Annotated in this window: 20 protein-coding genes and 1 pseudogene; 11 read left to right on the top strand and 10 right to left on the bottom strand. The window is 69.3% G+C overall.

Going from position 1 to position 23,447, the window contains the following annotated elements:
• Nucleotides 1-34: 34 nt before the first annotated feature.
• Together KIK09_RS06665 and KIK09_RS06670 are read left to right on the top strand one after the other, a co-directional pair.
• Nucleotides 35-592, top strand: a complete 558-nt coding sequence (locus tag KIK09_RS06665; protein ID WP_250572540.1) for a sigma-70 family RNA polymerase sigma factor — start codon at nt 35-37, stop codon at nt 590-592.
• A 138-nt stretch (nt 593-730) separates the two neighbouring features.
• Nucleotides 731-1,075, top strand: coding sequence for an NAD(P)/FAD-dependent oxidoreductase (locus KIK09_RS06670; RefSeq protein WP_214317710.1), 345 nt, complete (start codon nt 731-733; stop codon nt 1,073-1,075).
• Between the two features lie 741 nt (nt 1,076-1,816).
• Here the strand turns inward: KIK09_RS06670 and KIK09_RS06675 are convergent.
• Entirely contained in the window at nt 1,817-2,668 is an 852-nt protein-coding gene (locus KIK09_RS06675; RefSeq protein WP_214317711.1) for an SDR family NAD(P)-dependent oxidoreductase, read from the bottom strand.
• Nucleotides 2,669-2,919: 251 nt separating this feature from the next.
• On the opposite strand from KIK09_RS06675, the gene KIK09_RS06680 reads away from it, so the two are divergent.
• From KIK09_RS06680 to KIK09_RS06690, 3 genes are all read left to right on the top strand, one after another.
• A complete protein-coding gene (locus KIK09_RS06680) occupies nt 2,920-3,858 on the top strand; it encodes an RNA polymerase sigma-70 factor (protein WP_214317712.1) in 939 nt (312 codons plus the stop codon).
• A 430-nt stretch (nt 3,859-4,288) separates the two neighbouring features.
• Nucleotides 4,289-5,233 (top strand): hypothetical protein, encoded by a 945-nt coding sequence (locus KIK09_RS06685; RefSeq protein WP_214317713.1) that lies wholly within the window; start codon nt 4,289-4,291, stop codon nt 5,231-5,233.
• Between the two features lie 130 nt (nt 5,234-5,363).
• Entirely contained in the window at nt 5,364-6,587 is a 1,224-nt protein-coding gene (locus tag KIK09_RS06690) for a cytochrome P450 (RefSeq protein ID WP_214317714.1), read from the top strand.
• Between the two features lie 83 nt (nt 6,588-6,670).
• Here KIK09_RS06690 and KIK09_RS60540 read toward each other — a convergent pair.
• A pseudogene (locus KIK09_RS60540) lies at nt 6,671-6,853 on the bottom strand (hypothetical protein); the annotation flags it as partial.
• 184 nt (nt 6,854-7,037) lie between these two features.
• Between KIK09_RS60540 and KIK09_RS06700 the strand changes: the two are divergent.
• The 6 genes from KIK09_RS06700 (at nt 7,038) to KIK09_RS06725 (ending at nt 13,948) form a co-directional block, all read left to right on the top strand.
• Nucleotides 7,038-7,424 (top strand): VOC family protein, encoded by a 387-nt coding sequence (locus KIK09_RS06700; protein WP_214317715.1) that lies wholly within the window; start codon nt 7,038-7,040, stop codon nt 7,422-7,424.
• 613 nt (nt 7,425-8,037) lie between these two features.
• Nucleotides 8,038-8,553: an IPT/TIG domain-containing protein gene (locus tag KIK09_RS06705; RefSeq protein ID WP_214317716.1), complete on the top strand. Its 516-nt coding sequence runs from the start codon at nt 8,038-8,040 to the stop codon at nt 8,551-8,553.
• A 10-nt stretch (nt 8,554-8,563) separates the two neighbouring features.
• Nucleotides 8,564-9,271: a hypothetical protein gene (locus tag KIK09_RS06710; protein WP_214317717.1), complete on the top strand. Its 708-nt coding sequence runs from the start codon at nt 8,564-8,566 to the stop codon at nt 9,269-9,271.
• Nucleotides 9,272-9,274: 3 nt separating this feature from the next.
• Complete coding sequence (locus KIK09_RS06715) at nt 9,275-9,631, top strand: hypothetical protein (RefSeq protein ID WP_214317718.1); 357 nt, start codon at nt 9,275-9,277, stop codon at nt 9,629-9,631.
• A gap of 38 nt (nt 9,632-9,669) precedes the next feature.
• Nucleotides 9,670-12,375, top strand: coding sequence for a hypothetical protein (locus KIK09_RS06720; RefSeq protein WP_214317719.1), 2,706 nt, complete (start codon nt 9,670-9,672; stop codon nt 12,373-12,375).
• Between the two features lies 1 nt (nt 12,376).
• Complete coding sequence (locus KIK09_RS06725) at nt 12,377-13,948, top strand: hypothetical protein (protein ID WP_214317720.1); 1,572 nt, start codon at nt 12,377-12,379, stop codon at nt 13,946-13,948.
• A gap of 462 nt (nt 13,949-14,410) precedes the next feature.
• Here KIK09_RS06725 and KIK09_RS06730 read toward each other — a convergent pair whose 3' ends face one another.
• From KIK09_RS06730 to KIK09_RS06765, 8 genes are all read right to left on the bottom strand, one after another.
• A complete protein-coding gene (locus KIK09_RS06730; RefSeq protein ID WP_214317721.1) occupies nt 14,411-15,025 on the bottom strand; it encodes a M48 family metalloprotease in 615 nt (204 codons plus the stop codon).
• A 17-nt stretch (nt 15,026-15,042) separates the two neighbouring features.
• Nucleotides 15,043-15,918 carry a CU044_5270 family protein gene (locus KIK09_RS06735; protein ID WP_214317722.1) on the bottom strand — a complete coding sequence of 292 codons (876 nt, stop codon included), beginning with the start codon at nt 15,916-15,918 and terminating at the stop codon, nt 15,043-15,045.
• Between the two features lie 2 nt (nt 15,919-15,920).
• Nucleotides 15,921-16,505 (bottom strand): RNA polymerase sigma factor, encoded by a 585-nt coding sequence (locus KIK09_RS06740; protein WP_214317723.1) that lies wholly within the window; start codon nt 16,503-16,505, stop codon nt 15,921-15,923.
• A gap of 252 nt (nt 16,506-16,757) precedes the next feature.
• A complete protein-coding gene (locus KIK09_RS06745; RefSeq protein ID WP_214317724.1) occupies nt 16,758-18,065 on the bottom strand; it encodes a formimidoylglutamate deiminase in 1,308 nt (435 codons plus the stop codon).
• Nucleotides 18,062-19,210 (bottom strand): allantoate amidohydrolase, encoded by a 1,149-nt coding sequence (locus KIK09_RS06750; RefSeq protein ID WP_214318065.1) that lies wholly within the window; start codon nt 19,208-19,210, stop codon nt 18,062-18,064. The genes KIK09_RS06745 and KIK09_RS06750 overlap by 4 nt, the downstream gene beginning before the upstream one ends.
• Nucleotides 19,211-19,245: 35 nt before the next feature.
• A complete protein-coding gene (gene hutU, locus KIK09_RS06755) occupies nt 19,246-20,919 on the bottom strand; it encodes a urocanate hydratase (protein ID WP_214317725.1) in 1,674 nt (557 codons plus the stop codon).
• A gap of 70 nt (nt 20,920-20,989) precedes the next feature.
• Nucleotides 20,990-21,850, bottom strand: coding sequence for a MurR/RpiR family transcriptional regulator (locus KIK09_RS06760; protein ID WP_214317726.1), 861 nt, complete (start codon nt 21,848-21,850; stop codon nt 20,990-20,992).
• Nucleotides 21,851-21,864: 14 nt separating this feature from the next.
• The gene (locus KIK09_RS06765) at nt 21,865-23,370 is read right to left on the bottom strand and encodes an aromatic amino acid ammonia-lyase (protein ID WP_214317727.1); all 1,506 of its coding nucleotides are present in this window, start codon (nt 23,368-23,370) and stop codon (nt 21,865-21,867) included.
• Nucleotides 23,371-23,447: the final 77 nt, after the last annotated feature.

Here is a 23,447-nt window from a genome sequence, read left to right on the forward strand (position 1 = left end):
CGGCTGCTGGGCTCCGCCGAAGACGCCGTGCAGGATGCGTTCCTGCACTGGCAGGCCGCCGACCCGGCAGCGGATCAAGGTGCCGGAAGCATGGCTGACCAAGGTCGTCACCAACCTGTGCCTCGACCGGCTCCGCTCGGCACAAACCCGCCGTGAACGCACCGTCGGCGCCTGGCTGCCCGAACCGCTCCTCGACGGCGACCCGATGCTCGGCCCGGCCGACACTTTCGAGCAGCGCGAATCGGTCTCCCTGGCCGTGCTGACTCTCATGGAGCGCCTGTCACCCCTCGAGCGGGCCGTCTACCTCCTGCGCGAAGCGTTCTCCTACAGCCACGCCGAGATCGCCGAGATCCTCGACATCACCGAGTCCGCAAGCCAGCAGCACCTCCACCGGGCCCGGCGCCGCATCGCCGCCGCGCACCGCGGCGGCGAAGTCGACCCGGCATCCGCCCGCAGGATCGTCGAGGAATTCCTCGCCGCTGCCTCCTCGGGCCGCACCGAACGGCTGGCAGCGCTGCTACCGCTCTCCGGCTTCGGACGCCACCAGCCGCATGCGGACAGCATGCAGCAGCTCGCTGCCATAACGCGCTGAGAGCCCTGCCAGTCACCGCCAAGGGGATGAACTGGCTCACGTGCTGTCACAGCTGCCGGTCACGCGGTGTCTCGAGACCGCCCCTGGAAAACGGAGCAGCCACCCATAGCTGAGAACACCGATGTCGTCGTCGACAGCGTGACCCGGATCGACGCCGCCCCGGTGACCGTCGTCGGAGCCGGACCGACCGGCGTCGAGACCGCCGCCGAGCCGGCGGAAGCCGGCCGCCAGGTGACAACGGTCTGCGGCGGTGACCTCGGCCCCTACCTGCACCACAAGCGGCTCGCCAGGCTCGGGCTGACTGTGCTCGACGGCCCCCGCACGAAGGTCACGGCGGTGACCCGCAACGCCGTGCACCTCGATGACGGCCGCGAGCTGCCGAGCGCGCTCACCATCTGCACCGCTTGCTTCGGCGTATCGGATCTGGCCGCGCGCAGCCGACTGAGCGCCGACGCGGTGGGCCGCCTGCTCGCGGACGAGTAGCCGACCAGCGTCGACGACTAGCACATCGTCGCGGCCGGAGATTCGGCGGGGTTGAGCGAGTCGAGGATCAGCTGCTGGTGCGGGGGCGAGCAGGCTGGTGATCTGGGCGATGGCAACGGCTGAGGGCTTGAAGTAGCAACGCAGGTTCTCGGGCTCCTTGGATTTGGCCATCAGCATCAGGAGGCTCGTGCTTGCCTCGCCCAGGTGCGTCAGTGCCGAGTGGCGGAATTCGTGCAAGTCCCAGCCGCTGCCGGGGCCTGCGGGCGCGGTGTGCTCGCAGGGGCTGACGACCTTGCCCGGGGGCCGGGGCGGCGGCGGGTGACGAAGACAGGCCCGCGGATGCGCCCTTTGAGCAGGCGGGCGGCCGCCGGCGTCCCAGTAGACGGTCTCCAGCAGGAAGTCCTCCCGCGCTTGGCCATGACGGCGGGCCTTGGGCAGGCACCGTGTCCTGCTTGGCGCAGATAACAGGGCCGTGCCCGGCCGGACGCGGGTCGCGGCAGGTCGCGATCAGTGATGCCGCAGAGCATGATCTGTACGGCAGGGCCACAATCTCTTCCGGGGCCAGGCACCGTCCAGAAATCTCTATCCCAAAAGCTGTACGGCTGGCGCAAGCCGTACAGCTTTCGCACTCGCGACCGGGACGCCCGTTCAGCAACCTTGTCGAGCGCCGAACTCCAACTGTGAGCGCGTCGGGTCGAGAAGGACGACGCAGCTCAAGGCTCGAAAAGCTCGAACCGAGGGTCACCGATCTTCTTGATTGAGGTTGCCGTGAGCCTCGGCCGAAAGATCCTGACAGTCGGCCCAGGTCTTGAGCCGGTCGGCGTAGACCTGCTGGAGCAGCGGGTAGAAGCCCAAGCCGAAGAGCACCCGCAGCGGCGGGTTGTCGGAGTCGACGATCTTGAGGAGTGCCTGGGCAGCGGTGGCCGGGTCACCGGCGGGCTGCTTTCCCGCGAACCCGGCGATGCGCTGGCGGAGACCGTCGTAGATCGGGTTGGGCTCGGCCATGTGGCCGTTGGCGAGAGGATCGGGGTTCTTGCCGGAGCGGGTGGCGAAGCCGCCGGGCTCGATCACGGTCACCTTGATGCCGAAGTCGGCGACCTCCTGGGCGAGGGTTTCGTTCAGGGCTTCCAGGGCCCATTTGGAGGCCTGGTACGCGCCGCCCAGCGGCATTGCGATGAGCCCGGCGGCCGAGGACAGCTGGATGATGTGCCCCGCGCCCTGCTCGCGCAGGTAGGGCAGCGCGGCCTGGATCACCCACATCGCGCCGAACAGGTTGGTCTCCAGTTGGTCGCGCAGGTGCTCCTCGGTCAGCTCCTCGATCGCCCCCATCTGGGCGTAGCCGGCGTTGTTCACGACGACGTCGAGCCGGCCGAAGTGCTCCTTGGCCCGCTGCACGCTCGCGAAGACGGCGGCCTTGTCGGTCACATCCATCTCCAGCGGCAGCACCGCATTACCGTAGGCGGCGACCAGCTCGTCGAGGCTCGCGCTGTTCCGGGCGGTCGCGGCCACCTTGTCGCCGCGGGACAGGGCGGCCTCGACGAAGTGACGGCCCAGGCCGCGCGACGAGCCGGTGACGAACCAGACCTTGCTCATGATGTATTTCCGTTCTTCGGCGGTGGCGGTCGCGCGGCGGTGACCACGCGACGGGCCAAGGCGATCACTCATGGAGTCCTGTGCCGCCGTTTGTTCGCGCGGCATCCTGACGAGCATGAGACGTCGGCGACCCGAGTCTTGTGACAGTGCGGGCGTGTGACGTACGCCACCACTCATGGGTGTCACACATCGGCGAGAGCCGACGCCTTATGCATGGAGCAAGTCGAAAAGCGCACAGGTGGGAGCCGTCCATGAACGAGCACAGCGAGCCGGCGACGGGCGCACCCGGACCGCCCGCCGATGGCGACCGGACGGACTCCACCGAGGCGTTCCTCACCCACCGCAACCTGCTCTTCACCGTCGCGTACGAGATGCTCGGATCGGCGGCCGATGCCGAAGACGTCCTGCAGGAAGCCTGGCTGCGGTGGGTGAAGGTCGATGTGGGGCAGGTGCACGATCAGCGCGCCTACCTGGTCCGGATCACGACCCGGCGGGCGCTCGACCGGCTGCGCGTGATGCGGCGCCGCAAGGAGGATTACGTCGGTTCCTGGCTGCCGGAGCCGCTGCTCACCGCGCCGGACGTGGCCGAGGACGTCGAGCTCGCCGAGAGCGTGTCGATGGCGCTCATGCTCGTCCTCGAAACGCTGTCGCCGACCGAGCGCGCCGTCTTCGTCCTGCGCGAAGCCTTCGATGTCAGTTACGACGAGATCGCGGCCGCCGTCGGCAAGAGCCCCGCGGCCGTCCGCCAGATCGCCCACCGCGCCCGACACCACGTCGAAGCCCGCCGCCCTCGCGAGGCGGTCTCCCCCGGCGAGGCCCGGGCGGTGTTGGAGTCGTTCCAGCGTGCGCTCGAAACCAGGGACCTGCAGGGCCTGCTTGACGTGCTCGCCCCCGAGGTCATGGCCATCAGCGACGGCGGCGGCGTCAAGCAGGCCACGCCGCGTCCGATCATCGGCGCCGACAAGGTGGCCCGCTTCATCGTCGGCGGCCTCGGCAAGGCCCAAGTCGCGCTCACCGGAAACCCCACCGTAGTGAACGGCAACCCGGCACTCGTCCTCCGTGTGGACGGCGAGATCGACGGCGTCATAGCGATCCGTGTTGAGGACGCCCGCATCACCGGCCTGTACTACGTCCGCAACCCGAAGAAGCTGACCCACCTCGAAGCCGAAACCCCGCTCACCCTGAGATGAATACGCCGGACTCCCCAGGCACAAGAGCACGCGTGATGTACGGCCCTCGATGCTGTACGTGCTCGCCGCGATCCTGGCGCCCGGGTGGCGGATGGCCCCGCCCGTACTCCACGCCTCCGGCTTCCTTGCCCTCGCCTCGGTGCAGGTCGCGCTGGGCATCGCACACATGCCGTCGCTCCATGCCCCCTGGGGGTTCTCATATTGGGCCTCAGCACGCTGGCGCTGGGCCAGATGGTGGGTGCCTTTCAGCACCCGGTCGTGGCCGTCCCACGAACCACCGTCGCCACAGTTCCGCCGGAGCGCCGTGATCATGCGAATCGCGACAGCGCGGAGCACCCGGGCGAAGGCTTCCGCTCATCGGTACAAGCGTGTACCGGCCCGGTCCCCGTCACCACGTAAAGCACGCAAACGTTCACTACGAGGAGTAGATATGGCCGCGCAGGCCCCGCTGGCAGCCGACACACCGCCGTCACCCTGGCCAACGGTGGCCAGGGTAGTCGTCCTGCTCGCGGTGATCATCTCCGTGTTGCTCACCGCCTTCGCCTGGCCGTCGGTGCGCTCGTCGGTACACGATGTGCCGATCGCCGTCGCCGGCCCGGCCGCCGCGGTCGAGCAAGTCAGCACCGCTCTCGACCAGCGCCTACCGGAAGGCTTCGAGACCACTGAGGTCGCCGACACCGCAGCCGCCGAACGGTTGATCCGCGACCGGGAGGTGTACGGGGCGATCGACGTCAGCTCCGGCACCCCGCAGGTCATCATGGCTTCCGCCGCCAGCACAGCGGTCGCCCAGACCCTGCAGCGCCTCGCGACCGCGCTCAGCCAGGCGCAGGCACAGGGCACCAATGCGGCCGTCGCCGTCCGCGACCTCGTCGCCTTGCCTGCCGACGACCCGCGCGGCGCCGGCGGGCTGGCCCTGGCAGCAATCCTGCAGTACTGGCTCGGCTCGCTCAACGGCGCCTACTGGGGCAACAGCGGCGCTATCGCCCTGACCATCGCGGCCACCTCCCTGAGCATCCTCGGGCTGGAGTCACTGCTCGGGTACGTCGGCTTCGGTCTCGGCGCCATCGCCATGATGCTCGTCGGCAATCCCCTGTCAGGTACTTCGACCGCACCCGAAATGCTGCCCGGCTGGTCCGGCTTGCTTGGCCAGCTGCTGCCGCCCGGGGCGGGTGGGCAGTTGTTGCGCTCTACCGCGTTCTTCGACGGTCGCGGCGCCACCCACTCCGTTATCGTCCTGGTCACCTGGCTCGTGTTCGGTGTGGTGCTGTGCCTGGCCAGCGGCCTGCGCGCGCGACGTGCCGCCACCGTTGCGTCGGGACTATTGAGGACGCCCGAATCGCCAGTCTCTACTACGTTCGCGACCCCCACGAACTGACCCGCATCGAATCCGCGACCCACTCGCCCTCGGCGGGAAGCCTGACGCGGTGCCTGGTCAGCCGCCGCCGGTGTTCACCGAAGAACAGCCCCGAACAAACTCAACCAGATCCTTGACCAGGAGGTTATTGATGACGAAGAGCGTTGTCGGCGAACTCGCCGGATTGGAACTGCCGGTCGAGCGGGGCTGCCCGTTCGCCCCGCCCGCCGCCTACGAGCGGCTGCGCGAGCAGGCGCCGATCAGCAAGGTCCGCCTGACCAGCGGCGGCGAGGCGTGGTGGGTGTCCGGGCATGAGGAGGCCCGTGCCGTCCTCGCCGACGGCCGCTTCTCCTCCGACAAGCGCAAGGACGGCTTCCCGCTCTTCACCCTCGATACGGCGACCCTGCAGCAGCTGCGCAGCCAGCCGCCGTTGATGCTCGGCATGGACGGCGCGGAACACTCCGCGGCCCGGCGTCCGGTGATCGGCGAGTTCACCGTGAGGCGGCTGGCCGCGCTGCGCCCGCGGATCACGGACATCGTCGACCACTTCATCGACGACATGCTCGCCACCGACCAGCGGCCGGTCGACCTGGTGCGGGCGCTGTCGCTGCCGGTGCCGTCCCTGGTGATCTGCGAACTGCTCGGCGTGCCGTACACCGATCATGAGTTCTTCCAAAGCCGCACCACCATGTTGGTGCGCCGGACCTCGCTGGAAGACCGCCAGCGAGCCTTCGCCGAGCTGCGCGCCTACATCGACGACCTGGTCACCCGCAAGGAGTCCGAACCCGGCGACGACCTGTTCAGCCGGCAGATCGCCCGGCAACGCCAGGAGGGCACCGTCGACCACGCGGGCCTGGTGAGCCTGGCCTTCCTGCTGCTGACCGCCGGACACGAGACCACGGCGAACATGATCTCGCTCGGCGTGGTTGGGCTGCTCACCCACCCGGACCAACTGGCCCTGATCACAGCCGACCCGGGCAGGACGCCCATGGCCGTGGAGGAACTGCTGCGCTACTTCACCATCGCCGACGGGGTCACCTCCCGGCTGGCCACCGAAGACGTGGAGATCGGCGGAGTGAGCATCAAGGCCGGCGAGGGCGTCATCGCCTCGACCCTGTCGGCCAACTGGGACCCGGCGGCGTTCAAGGATCCGGCCGAACTGGATGTCGAGCGCGGGGCTCGCCACCACCTCGCCTTCGGATTCGGCCCGCACCAGTGCCTCGGCCAGAACCTGGCCCGGATGGAGCTGCAGATCGTCTTCGACACGCTGTTCCGCCGCATCCCCACCCTGCGGTTGGCCGCACCGGCCGAGGACCTGCCGTTCAAGACCGACGCCGTCATCTACGGCGTTCACGAACTCCCGGTCACCTGGTGAGCAGGACATGATGCGGACACCGGCCTGACCGAGCCGGCCGTCATCGACCAAGACGACGACGGCATCGTGGCCCTGCTGACCGATCACCCCGACGACCAGAGCGCAGCACAGGCGCGCAACGCCGTCACCCTGTGCCCGTCCCGAGTCCGTTCGAGTTGCCGCCCGGCAAGCGCAGTGGTTGCCGCACCGGCAAACAGATCGAGAACTGTGCCGCCGGGGCGGCAACCGGCGGCAATGGCGCGAAACGTGATGTCGATCGGGAATGCCGCGAAGTGTGCCGCCTACGCACGCCAAGCCGGTGTCACCAAGGTCTCGGCCAGGACGTGTACCTATGGTTCGGCGGGATGGCCGAGGTGGCGCCGGTTCGAGATTCTGCCGAATCCACTCGCTCATGGAGGAGATCGGACCCGACCGGGTGTCCTCGCCGCCGTACGGGGGAAAGGGGGCGACATGGAGGTGTTGAGCAGCCGCGTGCTGCTGCGTCCACGTGACCTCGCGCGCAGCCGGCACTTCTACGGCGAGATACTCGGCTTGGCGGTCTATCGCGAGTTCGGCCCGGCCGGTCAACCCGGAACGGTCTTCTTCCTGGGGCAGGGATTCCTTGAGCTCTCCGGGCACTCCAACGGCGAGGCCGGTTCGGCGATGTCCCTCTGGCTGCAGGTGCGCGACGTGGCCCGCGAGGAGGAACGCCTTCGCGGGGCGGGCGTCACCGTACTGCGCGAGGCCCGCCTGGAGCCGTGGGGTCTCACCGAGCTGTGGATCGCGGACCCCGACGGCCATCGCATCGTCCTGGTGCAGGTCCCGCCCGACCATCCCTTGCGCCGCGACCCGCGCTGACCCGGAAGCTCCGGTGCTCATGCCGCCAAGGCGAGTACGGCGCGCGTCCAGATCGGATACCCATCCGGGGCGGAGCCGTTGGGACCGGGGGTCGAACAGCGGCCGGTATGGCGTTGTCCCTGGTCGGCTTCGCGATGCGGGTGTCGTTCAGGAACCAGCGGATGATCAGGAACGCCTGTTTGAACGGCCCCAGCGCCAGGATGCCATTGCGCGTGCAGCAGCTGGCCAGGCACCTCCCGCCGTATGTCCAAGGTGGCGCCATATGTGGCGCTGCCGGGCACGTGAGGCCCTCTCGGTACAAAGTTGATCTCCAGTCAGGAGCGTCTTTACCGGAGGGCGTCCTGTGAGGCGCTTTCATCCGCGGAGTCGCCGCCACTTCGGCTGTGCAACGTCACCAATCATTGCCGACAAGGTTTCAATGAAGGAAAACGGGATCCCGCAGAGCCGAACCAAGAAATTAACCGGCATTTGCCATCCCACTCACCGGCATTCGATTGCCAATCGTTTACGACCCGGCGTCTAGTGCCTGCTGGAATCGTGTGACATTCTCTTCAAGTCGGCCTTATGTGCGGACGCGCCCACAAGGGGAATCAACGGACACAGGGGGATTGAAATGCCGCTCAGGATCGGGAATTTCCATCCGGACCGTGGCAAGCCGCGGGATCTGATCAGGATTACGGGCGAGGGCTTCGTACCCGGCACCCGGGTCATATTCTTCCAGGACAGGGACGGATACGACGTGACCGTGAGGACCGCGGAAGAACTGACGGTCAGGGTGCCGGAGGTAGCCGAAACCGGCGTCATCCATCTCCAGAACCCGAACGGCGAAAGGAGCTCAAGCTCGTCATCTTTCACTGTTGAAGAGCCACCTATCTACATCACGAACCTCAAGCCGACGAGCGGGGAAGTCGGCGAGCAGATAACCATTATGGGGCACGGGTTCGATCTCGGCCCCACTCGACGAGGGACCGTCAAATTCGGCACTTATAGCGCCACCCAGATAAACTGGAGCAGCGATATCATCGTCAGGGCAACAATACCGGCGACCGCCAAACCCGGGAAAGTGTATATCGAGGTCACCACCCATCGAGGCACCGCCAGGAGCCCACAGCCTTTCACCATCACGTGAGGACCCGCAGATGACTGGGGCAGGTGACTGGCAAGCCATCGTTACTGCGGGCTGGGACAGCATCAAGGCGAAGATTGCCGCCGAACTTCCCAAGGCGGTAGTCGGGAAACCACTGTCCGACCATACCTACAACGAGCAACTCGGCGTCTGCGCGCTGCTCAACGGGCCGAACACGGGCGCCGCGGTCTGGAACGACGACGGCCCGGGCACCGTAGCGCTGACTTCGCTGCGGGTAAGCGATTTCACGTCGGTCTCCGGCCAGAACGCGAAGTTCGGGAACCTCCAGGTCGAACTGCCGCTGTCGTTCGCGCTGCTCGCGGCGAGCGGCCGGTACGCCTACGTCCAGCCGTGCGCCCAGTTCAGCCTCGGCAAGAAGGGGGCTCCGGCCAGGTTGAACGGCGCCGGCAAGATCAGCGCCAGGTCGGAACGCGGCAGCCTTACGTATCAGCTGAAGGTCGTCGATCCGGACAAGGCGCTGCATCTCGAGCTGACCGGGGCGAAGGTCGACGGCCAGCGAAGCATCAACCTTGAGGCCGACGGCCAGCCGAGCAACGCGCTGCTTCGCATCCTGCTCGGGTCATTCAGCACGGGCTCGCAGCGGCTGATCATCTCGTCGGCGCTCGACTCGTTCTTCTCCCACGGCGAGTTCGGCCGGGACATGGTGAACGAGCTGAACCGGATCATCGGCGCGGCCCTCCCGCAACGTGCACAGAGGTGAGGCATGGCCACGATCGAGGGCATCTACAAGGCGACCGTCACGGTCGGCGAGACCGTGAGTCCCGTGCTCTTCATCCTGAAGGCGGGCCGGTTCGAGGGGTTCGACACCGACGACCGGCGGTTCACTGGCACCTATGCCGCGGACCCCGCCACGCTTGAGGTGCTGCTGACGGCGCAGGTGTCGTACTTGACGCCGGTTCTGGCGGGAGAGGAGCCGGTGCGAGCGACCGCACCGTTCACGGCTCGCGTCCCGGCACCGCCCGACGGGGTCGGCGTGGCTATCGCGGCCGACCTGAACCTGGACGAGACCGTCGGCAGCGTGGTCATCGAGCGGCTGAGCACGCTCGACTTCCTGAAATGAGGGAGTCTGGCCCGCTGCCCGACGCGGGGATGTACCGGATGTTCGACGGATACCTGGTGACGCCCGACCGCACCGGCTCAGGGTCCGCGTTCTCCCGCATCGCGTTCCGGCTGCCGGAGGTCGGGGCGGTGGCGAGCGGAACCGGCGACGCGGACGACATCCCCGCCGTGCGGATCGCGGTTGCGGACAGCATCCCCTTCCCCGCGTACGGGGAGGTGGTCGCCTCTTCCGTCGTCGGCGATTCCCGCACAGGCTGTCAGCAGGTGTGGTTCGTCCGGCACGTCGGCGGCGGCGTGTTCCTGGATCGCGTGTCGCTCGGTGCCGGGGCCGGTCAGGCTCTCGGGCGGACGACCTTTCCGCTGGAGGCGACCTGGGTGCGGTCGATCGCCGGCGAAGCCGTGCTTGCCACGGAGACCCAGGCCCTGCTGGTCGCCGGAGCCTCGGACCAGGGCGTCGTGGTGGGCGCCTTCGACGCGTCATCGGGGAAGCTCACGGGCACCTGGACGCTGCCAGGCTCGCCCGTCGGTCCGCTGGTCGGCAGCTGGATCGTGGTGCAGGACTTCACGACCTGGCTGTTCGTCACTGTCCGCACGGCCGGGGCGTTGTCGACCCTCGCGGTCCCCACGACCGCGCTCAGCCCCGGTAAACAGCTTCCGGCGGCCGATGTGCATCACCTGCCACGGGTGGACATCGCCACGGGATCGAGCGTGGACGCGACGCTCGGGAGGATGCTGCCCGGATCGGCCGGGAGCCAGCTCATCCTGGCCGCCGTCGGGCCGTCAGGTTCCCCGTTCGTGGTCATGCAGGGGTTCGATGCGGGCAAGCCGGCGCAGACCGCCGTCGCGGTGATCGATACGGCGTTCGCCAAGCCCAGGTCAGGACAGTATCGGGTGACCTGCGCTGATCTGGACAACAACGGTCAAGAGGAGCTCGTGCTTGCCTACCCGGCCGACTACGGCGGCGTGGCGGGTGCGGCCGCCTTCGTGCTGCTGCGCTTCGACGCGCACCGCAGCCGGTTGGAGGCGAGCAGCCGGTATGTCGCGGCAGGGCCAAGCGGGGCTCCGCTCGCGAGCCTGGACCTGCGGCTCGGCTCGGGCATTCTCGGCGACGCGGTCACCAGCGGCGTGTTCGTCCTCGGCGCCGGGGGCGATATCTCGCACATCATGAAGGGCGAGGTGCAGGTCTTCGCGGGCATCGTGCCCGTCAATCCGGTCACCCTGCGTTTTCCGCCCTATGCCGAGACCCCGGCCACGCTGCCCGCGGTAACCCAGGTCGCGGTCACGGGGCTGAAGGCACCTGGAATCCTCGGGTCGGTGGTGGACCTGGCCGGGCTCAGCGTCACGCTCGGATCGCCCGAGCTCACCCAACTGTCGTCGCGTGGCCAAATGCTCGCGATTCTGCAGGTCCCGCCATTCGACCGGGAGAATATCACCATAGCGCCGTCGCTCACCTTCTCCGAGTCGGACAACAAGGTGAAGGGGCTGTCGGTCACCTCGTCCAAGGACTGGGTCATGTCGGACGACGCCGGATTGTCGCTCGGCATCAGCAGTTCGACGCTCAATTTTCACCTGAGCAAGACGTACGGCCGCGGCTTTTCTCATACGGATGACAGCAGCACGTCGATCGGTGTCGCGATCAGCCGGACGCCGACACAGCTCGACCGGCTCGTGACGATGTCCGTCGACTATTCGGTCTGGCGTTACCCGATCATCCGCCGGTCCCGTGGCTCCGGGTCGGGCGGGACGCTGATGGTCATCTTTCCCGGTTCTTCGATTCCGGTGCAAGCCACTCCCATCGCCTACGACCCGCAGTTCGGATACCGCACCGCGTATGAGCCGGGAGCGCTCCTGTCGTACATCAATGCCGATCTCGACGGCTGGGACGAGACCAAGCAGGGTGAATTGCTGCTTTTCACGCCGCTGGTCAGCCTGGAAGTCACCAATGACCAGCCCGATGTCAATACCTACGACCGCAGCGATGCCAATCAGGGCACCATCGGCAAGCATTACTTCGTGGCGACATCAACGACCACCAGCGCGAACCTGCTCTCGAACACGAACTTGTTCAGTTATCTACCTGCATCATTCGGGTTCAACCTGGGCACCGGCGAAACCTACTCCGACAGCGCAATGGAGATGACGTCCTTGTCGCGGACCGAATCCCTGTCGATCAGCGTCAGCGGGGGCACCGTTCCCGATGCCAGCTTCCGATATACGGTGACGCCGTATATCTACCAGCACGCCGGCCTCGGCTCCCTGGTCGTGGCGTTCAAGGTCGGAAACCTTGGTCCCGGATGGCGAACCCGGTACGCGAAGCCCTATCCGATGCTGATCTTGCCCTTCCGGCACTTGAGCCTGGATCCGCTCGAAAGGATCTTCAGCCGCAGCATCAGCTTCGAGAAGCAGCCCGACGGAACCGTGCACATCGTGGTCGAGGTCTTCAACCATGGCTTCACCGATGCCGAGATGGTCACCGTACGGGCGCACCTCGGCAAGCCGAAGTTCGACGGGAACGGGCGCCCGGTCATCCCGGCGGACGCGCCCATCGGCGAGGTGCAGGGCCGCGTCGTGGCGCTGGGCCGGCAGCGGCTGCGGGTGAAGTGGGCTCCCCCGGCTGGGTCCTCGCACATCACGGCGGTTGTCTGGGGCGGACCGCGGACCATCGAGTTCGCGGAGATCGCGTGGAACATCTACCCCGAGTCCGCGTTCGAGAGCCTCGGCCTGCCAGGGATCAGGGACGCCTGAGGTGCCGCCGCGCCCCCTGATCACCGGGCACGCCCGAGCCGAGGCGGTGGCGCGGCCGGCACGCGAGCCGGCCTTGGCCGGATACGAGAGTCCCGTTGCCGACCACGAGATCGGCAAGCGACGCAGGGCGCAGGACTCCCTGGCACGCCGGCTGTACCCGGCCCTGCACGCCGTCGCCCTCGCGTGCTCCCGCCTCGGCCCTCGCCGGGCGGACAAACGCACCGGGCTGGTAGTCGCGACCTCGGCTGCCGACCGGCACGCCGTAGCGCGGTCCCCGCAGGCGTTCCTGCCGCCGATCGCCGGGGCAGCCGCTCAGCAGTCACGCCGGCTGGATGTGCTGCTCGCCGTGTCGCGCTTCGTATCCGGCGGCCTGGCACAGGACGTGGCCGCGATGCTCGGCACGCGCGGCCCCGAGCTGTGCCTGCCAGGCGACTGCGGGCTGACGCCGCTGGCGGTCGCCAGGCTGTTCATTGATTCCGGGCGGGCCGACGCCATGGTCGTGGTCTGCGTAGAGCCCTGGGCGGACGATCCCGGCCGGCATGAGGCTGTCGCCGTGGTCATCGAGCGGACGGCGGCCGCCGGGATCGCCGTACCATCCCCGTCGGCCGCGCTGGCCACCGACATAGCGGCCTGCGTGCCGACGATCGAGAACTACCTGCTCGCGTTCAGCCACAGTGAAAGCCGAGCCGACGCGCCGAGAACCCCGGGGACCGGCTGCGCCGTTCGCTGGGCCGCACCGACCGCACCCGCACCCGTCGACCCCGAAGCCTTCGTCGACCGCGGCCTGAGACTGCTTGATGAGAGCCTCCGCGCGGCTGGGTCGCGGGAGCTCGGGGTGGTGGTCGCAAGCCTGCTCGACCTGTCCCCCGAGCACGCGCTCGCCGCGATCGAGCGCGGAGCCGCGACACCGGAGGTCGCCGACGAGGCCGGCCGGATGACATTCGCCGGCAGGTTGCGGCAGCACCACATCGACCGGGGGCTGCGTGGCCCTTACATCGCGGTGACCGGAATCCCCGGCGCCTCGCTGCTCTCGCTGGCGATCGCCGAGGACCTGATCAGCCAGGGCACCGTGCCGGCCGTCGCGGTCATCGCCGGCGACTGGGTCGGGGCGGGTGCCGCTCGCGCGCTCGCCGTGCTCGACTGCCCCGACCGGCCGTACCTGCGATCATCGGTATCCGCGCTGGTGCTCGGGCCGGCCGACGATCATGCCGGCGGGCGGAGGATCCGGAGCCTGGTCGCCCGCCGCGACGCCTGCGACGAGTTCGGTGCCGAGCTCAGTGCGCATGCGCCGGATGACACGATCGCCAGCGGCTGCACGAGTGAGGATCTGGCCATGGCCCTGGCCTTCATCGGGCGGTCATCGCTGCCCGCCGGATCCGTCCGCCCGTCCACCTCTCGTTTTCTCGGTGCCGACGCGCTGGCGTGCGTAGCCGACTCTCTTGACCTGTCGGGGCGTACGGCGGTGTCGGTCCGCAACGCGCTCGGTGGATCCGGGGTCGTGCTGGTGGACGCCCCGAGTGAGGCGCTGGAGCGGGACCATTACTTGCGGCCGGGATTGCGTGACAGAGAGTAGGGAAATGCCTACCTTGTGTGCTGGTCGGCGGCGCGGGCACTTGGGCTCGCACTGATCATCTTCCTGTCCGGCGTCGCCGGAGGGGTGGCGAGCGCCGGAGCGCTCGGTGTGGGCGCTGCCGCGCCGTTGTCGAACGCCGAGGTGGCGCACACTCACCCGGAGCACCACTCTCACTCGGAGGACACCCACCAGGACGCCGCCTGCCCGCGTTCCGCGGCGCGAACGGCCTCTCGGCCGAGGCTCGGGTTCGAGGCGGTACGACCGTCCGTCAGCCCGGTGTCGCGCGATGAGGTCTCCTGGCGGGCATGCCGTGGAGGTCGTTCGCCGGGCACGCGGCTGCGTCTCAGTCTGAGCGTCGCCCGCACCTGAGCATTCCCGCTGTCATCTGCCGAGATCGTCGATGGAGCGGGGATTCCTCATGCGTACCCAAGAAACACACGTCCTGGCCCAGACCTGGCAGCTCTACTGCCTGGACTGCCTGCAACTGCACCAGGAGCACTTCGAGACATGGCACGGCAAGGGCGACACCATCGCCTGGCGCCACCACGGGATGCCCAGCCAACCACCGTGGATCGATCCCAGCTGTCCGGGATGCCGTGGCCTCCGAGTCAAGGTGCTCCCGACCAGGTCGTTCATTCCACGGCAGAGCTGAGACCCGGCGGGCGACGCGGAGGCCTGACCGGGATCCGCCGCGACCGGAACGTTGGGCCCGGCGGCGAGCGGGGCAAGGGCCATGGATACGTAACCGGCGGTCAGCAGCGCCAACCCCGAGGCGGCCACGAACGGCCCAGCGCCCAACACCGAGCGTACGGTGCCATCCGCGATCCCCCGGAGCCTGTCGATCCGAAGAGGGGTGGGTGAGTGTGTCTTCCCCATGACGCACATGTCCTGCGCGAACAACCGGCCGCGGCTCAATCGGGTGTTGCCGGCGGACATCATCCCGAGCAGCCTTGCCGCGTGGTCCGGCCGCCCGGTCATGGTGGCCGCGATCAGGTCAGCCGCGGCATGACGCTGGCGACTCAAACCGTTGTGGACCAGATTCGACAAACCAGTCAGCAGCAGCGGAACGTCCACCATGCCTTTGACCTGCCGGCCTAGTGGGCTACCTCGGGCAGGTCGTCCGTCCACTCGGCCGCCTCCACGGCTATGGTGCCGGAAGGCTTCCCTGGGCCGGTGAAGGCCGACTCTCGTAGCCGCGCTGCCTCCGGATCCACGACGACTCGGACCTCCCCGTCCGGATAGCTGATCGCCAGCCCTTCGCCCCCGTTCACCGTGCCGAGGCTCCGGACGTTGGGTGACGAGGCGAGCGCGCGGAAGGCGGCCGCGCGCACCGCGGGTGGTGCGGGCATGCTGGAAAGCACGTTGATCAGCGGGACGATGCGGCGGGTCTCCGGCATCGGCGGCTCTCCAGCGTGCTGGACAAGCCACGTCACCAGTGCCTCCGGGTCCGTGGGAAGCCGCTGGATCTGCTCGTAGCTCAGCCTCTTCTCCCCCAGATCGAAACCGTCGGACCAGTGCCCACCGCGTTCGTTGTCCTTGGCCTTGTCTTCCCCGCCTTCCCTCACCCAGGAGCCGCCGTCGCGCCGCGTCCAGGTCTCGATCGACGATCTCCCCGTTTGGCCGTTCGCGGTCTTGGTGTACGTGGTCTTGACGTACCAGTAGGTGCCCGACTCCTCCGGAGTCGTCGCCGCGGCCGTCGCGGCGGCGAGCAGGATCTGCCGCCCCGACTCCTGCACGCCGTACGACGGGTCCGCGGGCGGCGTCGAAGCGGTGGCGATCACCGTCGCGACAGCTGCGGTCCCAGCGGCCAGCGCCACGAAGGCCAGCTTCATCGCCGGCACCCGCCGGCGCGACGCGGGCGCCGGAGCGGCGGCGCGCTCCAGAAGGGCGGCGCGGGCGGAGCTGTACGCGGCGTGCGAGGGACCTTCGGGCCGCGGCCCTGCCGCGCGCAGAATTTCCAGGTCGTCCATGGTCAGCAGTCCTTTCCGAGGATCGTCAGCCCGGCGCGGATCGTCTTGCGGGCCCGGTGCAGCCGGGAGCGGACGGCGGCGGTGGTGATGCCGAGCGCCTCGGCCACCTCCTCGTAGCTCAGCCCGCCCCAGGCGACGAGCAGCAGCACATCGCGATGGGAGTTGGAGATCTTCGCCAGCGCCGCCATCAACGGCGCCCGGTGCGCCATGGCGTCGATTCGGCCGGCGACCTGGTCGGCGTGGCCGTCGTCGGCCTCCGCGAGAGGTGTGCGGGAGAGCGCCCGATACCAGCGGGCCTCCGCCCGGTGATGGCGCGCGATCAGGTTGGCGACGATCCCGTAAAGCCAGGGCCTGGCGTCCTTGCGAGACAGGTCGTAACGGTCGCGCCGGTCGAACGCGATCAGGAACGTCTCCGCGGCAACGTCGTCGGCCAGGCTGGAGCCCAGCCGCTGGGCGGCGAAGCCATGGATCTGGAAGTAGTAGCGGTCGAAGACCGCGGCGAAGCGTTCAGGGTCTCGCCAGGATTGCTCGATGATCGCCGCGTCGCTGACCCCCTCGGCGGGAAGCGCCCGGGTCACTGCGACCATACCCAGATCTTTCGTATCATCGTCTGCCTTCCGTAGCGTGAACGGTCACCCTCCTTCACCGATAGACGGATAAGCGTTTCATCGGCCGTCGCGGGAACGCCTGCTGCTTCCCTCCACGCCTGCTCAAGGACCTGTGCGATAAAACGGGCTCGATCGGGCCACCGAGTATTTGCGGTGTCCGGGCGGAGGCCAGGAGCGCGGCGAGAGCGGCGGATGTCGGCGCAGAGCTGACGGGTGGGGCAGGGGCGTTGGTTACGCCAGGGCCTGGTTCAGCGCACCGGCGACATCGGGAACGAGTTGGTGCGTGCCGTGCTGGACGATCACTCGGCCTCCGACGACGACGTCGGTGACGTCGGCGGCGGTGGCCGCGAACACCGCGGTCTCCGCGCCGTGCAGCGGTCCCGCGGTGCGTACCGAGTCGAGGGACACGGTGACGAAGTCGGCCAGGGCGCCCGCTTCGAGCCTGCCCGCCTCCGGCCACCCCAGCGACGCGTGGCCGTCGGCGGTGGCGGCCCTCAGGAGCGCGTCCGCGGTCCAGTGTCCACGGCGGCGGGTGCCCAGCCGTTCGTTGAGCTCCATGGCGCGGGCCTCCTCGAACAGGTCGATGACGGCCTGGCTGTCGCTGCCCAACGTCAGCGGTGATCCGGCGGCTTGCACGTCCCGTGCGGGTCCGATGCCGTCGGCGAGATCGCGCTCGGTCGTGGGGCACATGCACACCGTGGTGCCACTGCTGCCGAGCAGCGCGATGTCGTCCGTGGTCAGGTGCGTGGCATGCACGGCGGTGGCGCGCGGGCCGAGAACTCCGTGATCGGTCAGCAGGCGCGTAGGTGTGACACCGTGCGCGGCGAGGCATGCCTCGTTCTCGGCGGGCTGTTCCGACAGGTGAGCGTGGATCGGGGCGTCCCGTTCCGCCGCCCATGCGGCCACCGTGCCGATCTGGTCGGCAGGTACGGCGCGTACCGAGTGGACGGCCGCGCCGACGCGGGCGTGGCCCCCCTGTTTCAACCCGGAGACCCGCTCGGCCCACGCATCGGCGGATCCGTCGCTGAACCTGAGCTGGGTCTCGTCCGGCGCGGCGCCGAACCCCGAGGAGAGGTAGCAGGCGTCGAGCAGCGTGATCCGGATACCGGCCTGGGCGGCGGCCTCGATGAGCGCCTCTCCCATCGCGTTCGGATCGTCGTAGGCGACACCTCCTGGCGCGTGGTGGAGGTAGTGGAACTCGCCGACGCAGGTGATCCCGGCCAGCGCCATCTCCGCATAGACCGCCCGGGCGAGGGAGAGGTACGCGTCGGGAGTGAGAGCCGCCGCCACCCGGTACATGGTGTCGCGCCACGTCCAGAAGGTGCCGCTGCCGACCTGGGCGGCTCCGCGCAGCGCCCGGTGGAAGGCGTGGGAGTGGGCGTTGGCCAGTCCGGGGATGACGAGGCCGTCCAGCACGACGGCGTCACCAGGGACGCTGCCTGCGGATAGCGATGAGATGCGGCCCGCGGAGACCTCGATGAGGACGGCCGATTCCAGGGCACCGGTCCAGGCGTGCCTGGCCCAGAACCGGCCGTTCACAGCAGGTCCTCCAGAACGGTGGCCAGGGCGGCCACGCCGGCGAGGCAGTCGGCCTCTTCCGCGTGTTCCGCCGGGGAGTGTGAGACACCGGTCGGGTTGCGGACGAACAGCATGGCCGTGGGCACGGCGGAGGCGAGGATGCCCGCGTCGTGCCCGGCGCCGGTCGGCAGGACGGGAACCCCGCCGAGCCGGGCGGCCAGGCGGTCCCTGAGCGGCCCGTCGAACTCGACCACCGGCGTGTACGACTCGCGGGTGACCTCCGCCCCGGACTCATGAATGATCTCTTTGACGAGCATGTCGAGGGTGGCGGCATCGGCGGCGCGGGAGTCCAGCCAGGCGGTCACCCGGGAGGCGATGGCGTTGGTGCCGTTGGGCTCGACCGACACCTTCCCGAAGGTGGCCAGCGCACCGGCGAGCCTGGCCCGCTCGCGGGCGTTCAGAACAGTGGCCGCGTAAGCGAGCATCGGATCCCGGCGATCCTCCAGGCGGGTGGTGCCCGCGTGGTTGGCCTGCCCGTGGAAGTCGAACCGCCAGCGTCCGTGCGGCCAGATCGCCGAGGCGACGCCGACGGGCGCCTCGCCCAGGTTCCTGCCCTGCTCGACGTGGAGCTCGACGTAGGCGTCGATGCGCGCGAGCCGCTCGTCGTCGCGGCCGATGGCGTCGGGGTCCTGCCCGGCGCGTTCCATCGCGGCGCCGAGCGTGACTCCGGCGGCGTCCTGGAGAGAGCGTGCGTGGCCGGGTTCCAGGGCTCCGGTCATCAGCCGGGACCCGGTGCAGGCGACGCCGAACCTGGCGCCTTCCTCATCACCGAAGTTGACGATCGCCAGCGGACGGCCACCGGTGGCGCCCCGTTCCTGGAGCGCGTCCAGGGCCGCGAACGCCGACACGACGCCGAGCGGGCCGTCGTAGGCGCCGCCGTCCGGCACGGAGTCCAGGTGGGAGCCGGTGACGATGGCGTTGCCTGCCATGGGGTCGCCCGACCAGGCCCACTGGTTGCCGTTGCGGTCGACCTCGTAGCTCAGGCCCCTCTTCCGCGCCTGTTCCTCGAACCAGGCCCGGCATTCGCCGTCGGCGGAGGTCCAGGCGTGGCGGCGATATCCGCCGGTCGGCTCGTGACGTCCGACGGGCAGCAGCTCGCGCCACATCTCGCGGAAACCGCCCTCGACCTGTTCGAGATCGATCACGCGTCGTCGCCTTCGCGCATCGGGGTCCGCACGCCGCGTTCCCTGGCAACCTCGGTGGCCCGGTCGTATCCGGCGTCGACGTGCCGGATGACGCCCATGCCGGGGTCGTTGGTGAGGACCTTGCGGACCTTCTCACCGGCGAGCGCGGTGCCGTCGGCGACGGTGACCTGACCGGCGTGGATGGAGCGGCCGATGCCGACGCCGCCGCCGTGGTGGATGGACACCCAGGACGCGCCGGAGGCCACGTTCACCATGGCGTTCAGCAGCGGCCAGTCGGCGATGGCGTCGGAGCCGTCGAGCATCGCCTCGGTCTCCCTGTACGGCGAGGCCACGCTGCCGCAGTCCAGATGGTCACGGCCGATGGCCAGGGGTGCGGAGATCTCGCCGGAGGCCACCATGTCGTTGAAGCGCTCGCCGGCCCTGTCCCGCTCGCCGTACCCGAGCCAGCAGATGCGCGCGGGCAGGCCCTGGAAGTGGACCCGCTCCCCGGCCATCCTGATCCAGCGGGCCAGCGGCTCGTTCTCCGGGAAGAGCTCCAGGATGGCCTTGTCCGTCTTGGCGATGTCCGCGGGGTCGCCCGACAGCGCCGCCCAGCGGAACGGTCCCTTGCCCTCGCAGAACAGCGGCCTGATGTAGGCGGGCACGAACCCGGGGAAGTCGAAGGCCCTGGCGTACCCGGCCAGCTGCGCCTCGCCGCGGATGGAGTTGCCGTAGTCGAACACCTCGGCGCCCGCGTCCTGAAAGCCGACCATGGCCTCGACGTGCTTGGCCATCGACTCGCGGGCCCTGGCCGTGAAGCCCGCCGGGTCCTTGTCCGCCTCGGCGGCCATGTCCTCGAACGCCACGCCGATCGGCAGGTACATCAGCGGATCGTGCGCGGAGGTCTGGTCGGTGACGATGTCGATCTCGGCGCCCCGCGCCAGCAGGTCCGGTACGGCTTCCGCCGCGTTGGCCACGACACCGATCGACAGCGGCTCGCGCTTGTCACGGGCCTGGTAGGCCAGCCGGAGCGCCTCGTCCAGCGACGAGGCCCGCACGTCGAGGTAGCGGTGCTCGATCCGGCGTTCGATGCTGCGCGGGTCGCAGTCGATGCAGATCGCGACGCCGCCGTTCATGGTGACCGCGAGCGGCTGGGCGCCGCCCATCCCGCCGAGGCCCGCCGTCAGCGTGATCGTCCCGGCCAGCGAGCCGCCGAACCTCTTGGCCGCGACGGCGGCGAACGTCTCGTAGGTGCCCTGCAGGATGCCCTGCGTGCCGATGTAGATCCACGAGCCCGCGGTCATCTGCCCGTACATGGTCAGGCCGAGCTGCTCGAGCCTGCGGAACTCCGGCCAGGTCGCCCAGTCCCCGACGAGGTTGGAGTTGGCGATGAGGACCCGTGGCGCCCACTCGTGCGTGCTCATCACCCCCACCGGGCGCCCGGACTGGACCAGCAGCGTCTCGTCGGCCTTCAGCGTGGTGAGCGTGCGGACGATCGCGTCGTAGGAGCGCCAGTCGCGGGCCGCCTTGCCCGTGCCGCCGTACACCACGAGCTTGTCGGGATGCTCGGCCACCTCGGGGTCGAGGTTGTTCATGAGCATCCGCAGGGCGCCTTCCTGCTGCCAGCCCTGGGTGTTGAGCGACTTACCGCGTGGCGCCCTGACAGGGCGAGGACCGCTGGTCTGGTCCATGTTCTTGACCTTCCGTCTGCAAAATCTATTCATTCATATCTAGCTTGAATGAATAGTTACAGTCAATGGCCTACTCTGAGAACAGCCCTCGTGCCGCCGCCGAATGCTCGAACGCCTCCAGTCGCGCCTCCGCGCCCGGGATCTCGTCGACCATCGCTTCCAGCAGGACCCGGCCGAGCATCATGGGGGCGCAAGCCGTATCGAAGACCAGCTGCGTACCGACCGGGGCGGGCAGCAGCACGTCGGAGAGCGTCGCCGCCGGCGCGAAGGCGTGGTCGGCGATGGTCACCACGCTCAGCCCGGCCTCCTTGGCGGCGGACAGCGCGTCCATCAGCTCGGCGGGATGGCGAGGCAGGGCGAAGCAGAGCAGGGCGGTCGCCCCGGCGCCCGCGGCCTGCTCGATGCGGTCGGTGAGCATGGTGCCGCCCTCGTTGAGCAGGCGCACGTCGGGGTGCACCTTGGCGGCGAAGTAGGCGAAGCCCGCGGCTTGCGCCGAGGAGGCACGCAGGCCCAGCACGGGCAGCGGCCGCGAGGGCGCGAGCAGCTTCGCGGCCTCGACGATCGCCCCCATGTCCGCCAGCACCCCGGCCAGTTGCTGGAGGTTGGCGATCTCGGCGAGCACCGCCCGCTGGAACTCGCTCAGGGGCGCGTCCCCGCGCTGTTCGGCCGGGACCGCCGATTCAGGCAGGCTGAGCTCCCGGATCTGCTTGCGCAGCGCGGGATAGCCGTCGTACCCGAGCGTTGTCGCGAACCTGGTCACCGACGGCTGACTGACTCCTGCCAGCTCGGCCACCTCCACGCTCGACAGGAAAGCCGCCTCCTCCGCGTGCTGGACCAGGCAGTGCGCGATCCGGCGCTGGGCGGGGGTCAGCCGATGGCCGTCGAAAAGGCGCAGCAGCCGGGCAGGCGGCGTGACATCGTCGGTGCTCATGACTCTCCTCGGGTTCACAGTTCGGCCAGCGCGTCGAGGAGACCGGCGGCGGCCGAGACGTCCGCGGTGAGCGGCCGGTCCTCCATCGACTGATCAAGTGTGGCCTCCGCCAGCGCGTACGCGCGGCCAACCGGCAGCGACAGGTCCTGCCATGTCGCCTTGTCCTGTTCCCGCTGGCGCAGGGCGCGGACGGCGGCGACCAGCTCGCAGCCGAGCACCAGCCGGTAGGCCTCCACTGCCCGCAGCATCTGGCGGGCGGCCTGCGAGGCGAAACTCCCTGCCTCCTCAACACCCCGCGACAGTACGGCGTGGCCGGCGGAAGCCGGGGTCGCCGCGTTGCGCAGCTCGGCGATGGCGGCGTTCGCGCTGTATTCGAGGATGAGCACGCCAGACCCCGCCGACACCGCGCCCGCCAGGAACGGCCGCAGTCCTGTGATGCCCGGCTCGTTGAGTGCCGCCAGCCGCGCCGCGGACATCCGCGCCGTCGGCAGCAGGGCGAGGCCGAGCTGGTCCAACGCGAGCGCCAGGTGCGCGGAGTAGAAACCGCCGTGATGGTAGGCCGCGGACCCGCCGTCCGGTCCTGCCCCGCTGATCAGCGGGTTCTCCGCGCCGGCGTTGAGCTCGATGGCCAGCACCCGCTCCAGCGCGTCGGCGGCCTCCAGGGCGGGCCCGTGGATCTGGGGGAAGCAGCGCAAGCCGTACGGGTCCTGGATGCGGCCCGTGGGCGGGGCGGGCCGGGCCGGGGCGCCGACGAGCCGCCTGACCTCGAAGGCGGCCCGCAGGTTGCCCGGATGCGGGCGCGCGAGGTGTACCGGCTCGGCGAAGGCCTCCAGCGAGCCCTCCACGGCGAGCAGCGAGAGGGCGGCCACCACGTGGGTGGCCCGCAGCAGGCGGTCCAGGTCATGGCGGGCCAGCGACGCCTGCCCCAGGGTGAGGGCGTTGCTGCTGATCAGCGCCAGCGCGTCACCGGTTTCGAGATTGATCGCGGGTGGCGGGGTGGAATCGCCGAGCCAGGGGTGTTCTCCCGCGAGGGCCAGGCCGAGCTGGGAGAGCGCGGCCAGATCGCCCGTGCCGACCGCGCCGTACTCGTTCACCAGCGGGTGCACTCCGGCCTCGATCGCCGCGGCGAGCGTCCGGACGACCTCGAGGCGGAGTCCGGCGCCGCCCACCAGGAGCTGGTTGAGCCGGACGACCGACATCGCCCGCACCTGACGCGCGGGCAGCGGCTCCCCGATTCCGCCCGCGTGGCTGCGAAGCAGCCGCAGACCGTGGAGGTCCAGGTCGGCGAGATCGACGTCCAGGACGCGGTTGGCGCCGACGCCGGTGCTGCGCCCGTAGACGCGCCGGTCGGCGACGAGCTCACAGGCCCGGCGCCACGACCGTTCCACCACGTCGAACGCGCCCTGGGGAACCTCCACTCGGGCCTCACCGTCGGCGATCAAGGTGACCGTGTCGCTGTCGAGACCATGCCCATCCAGCTCGATCCGTGGGACATCGATGCCTACGATCCGAGACGCCACGGCGCTCATCTCCCCTTCACCAGCGCATAACCCGAGTATTGACATATCTTCATTCATCCATGAGTCTGCATGACTAC

The sequence above is a fragment of the Nonomuraea sediminis genome, assembly GCF_018531495.1.
GTDB lineage: Bacteria > Actinomycetota > Actinomycetes > Streptosporangiales > Streptosporangiaceae > Nonomuraea > Nonomuraea sediminis.

What these genes read in the sequence shown, in the direction of transcription:
- KIK09_RS06715 (WP_214317718.1), top strand. Translation starts at nt 9,275, where the DNA reads ATGGCCACGATCGAGGGCATCTACAAGGCGACCGTCACGGTCGGCGAG.
- KIK09_RS06675 (WP_214317711.1), bottom strand. Translation starts at nt 2,668, where the DNA reads ATGAGCAAGGTCTGGTTCGTCACCGGCTCGTCGCGCGGCCTGGGCCGT.
- KIK09_RS06685 (WP_214317713.1), top strand. Translation starts at nt 4,289, where the DNA reads ATGGCCGCGCAGGCCCCGCTGGCAGCCGACACACCGCCGTCACCCTGG.
- KIK09_RS06735 (WP_214317722.1), bottom strand. Translation starts at nt 15,918, where the DNA reads ATGGACGACCTGGAAATTCTGCGCGCGGCAGGGCCGCGGCCCGAAGGT.
- KIK09_RS06720 (WP_214317719.1), top strand. Translation starts at nt 9,670, where the DNA reads ATGTTCGACGGATACCTGGTGACGCCCGACCGCACCGGCTCAGGGTCC.
- KIK09_RS06750 (WP_214318065.1), bottom strand. Translation starts at nt 19,210, where the DNA reads ATGTGGCGCGAGCTGCTGCCCGTCGGACGTCACGAGCCGACCGGCGGA.
- hutU (WP_214317725.1), bottom strand. Translation starts at nt 20,919, where the DNA reads ATGGACCAGACCAGCGGTCCTCGCCCTGTCAGGGCGCCACGCGGTAAG.
- KIK09_RS06705 (WP_214317716.1), top strand. Translation starts at nt 8,038, where the DNA reads ATGCCGCTCAGGATCGGGAATTTCCATCCGGACCGTGGCAAGCCGCGG.
- KIK09_RS06690 (WP_214317714.1), top strand. Translation starts at nt 5,364, where the DNA reads ATGACGAAGAGCGTTGTCGGCGAACTCGCCGGATTGGAACTGCCGGTC.
- KIK09_RS06730 (WP_214317721.1), bottom strand. Translation starts at nt 15,025, where the DNA reads ATGGTGGACGTTCCGCTGCTGCTGACTGGTTTGTCGAATCTGGTCCAC.
- KIK09_RS06710 (WP_214317717.1), top strand. Translation starts at nt 8,564, where the DNA reads ATGACTGGGGCAGGTGACTGGCAAGCCATCGTTACTGCGGGCTGGGAC.
- KIK09_RS06680 (WP_214317712.1), top strand. Translation starts at nt 2,920, where the DNA reads ATGAACGAGCACAGCGAGCCGGCGACGGGCGCACCCGGACCGCCCGCC.
- KIK09_RS06665 (WP_250572540.1), top strand. Translation starts at nt 35, where the DNA reads ATGCGTTCCTGCACTGGCAGGCCGCCGACCCGGCAGCGGATCAAGGTG.
- KIK09_RS06740 (WP_214317723.1), bottom strand. Translation starts at nt 16,505, where the DNA reads ATGGTCGCAGTGACCCGGGCGCTTCCCGCCGAGGGGGTCAGCGACGCG.
- KIK09_RS06760 (WP_214317726.1), bottom strand. Translation starts at nt 21,850, where the DNA reads ATGAGCACCGACGATGTCACGCCGCCTGCCCGGCTGCTGCGCCTTTTC.
- KIK09_RS06700 (WP_214317715.1), top strand. Translation starts at nt 7,038, where the DNA reads ATGGAGGTGTTGAGCAGCCGCGTGCTGCTGCGTCCACGTGACCTCGCG.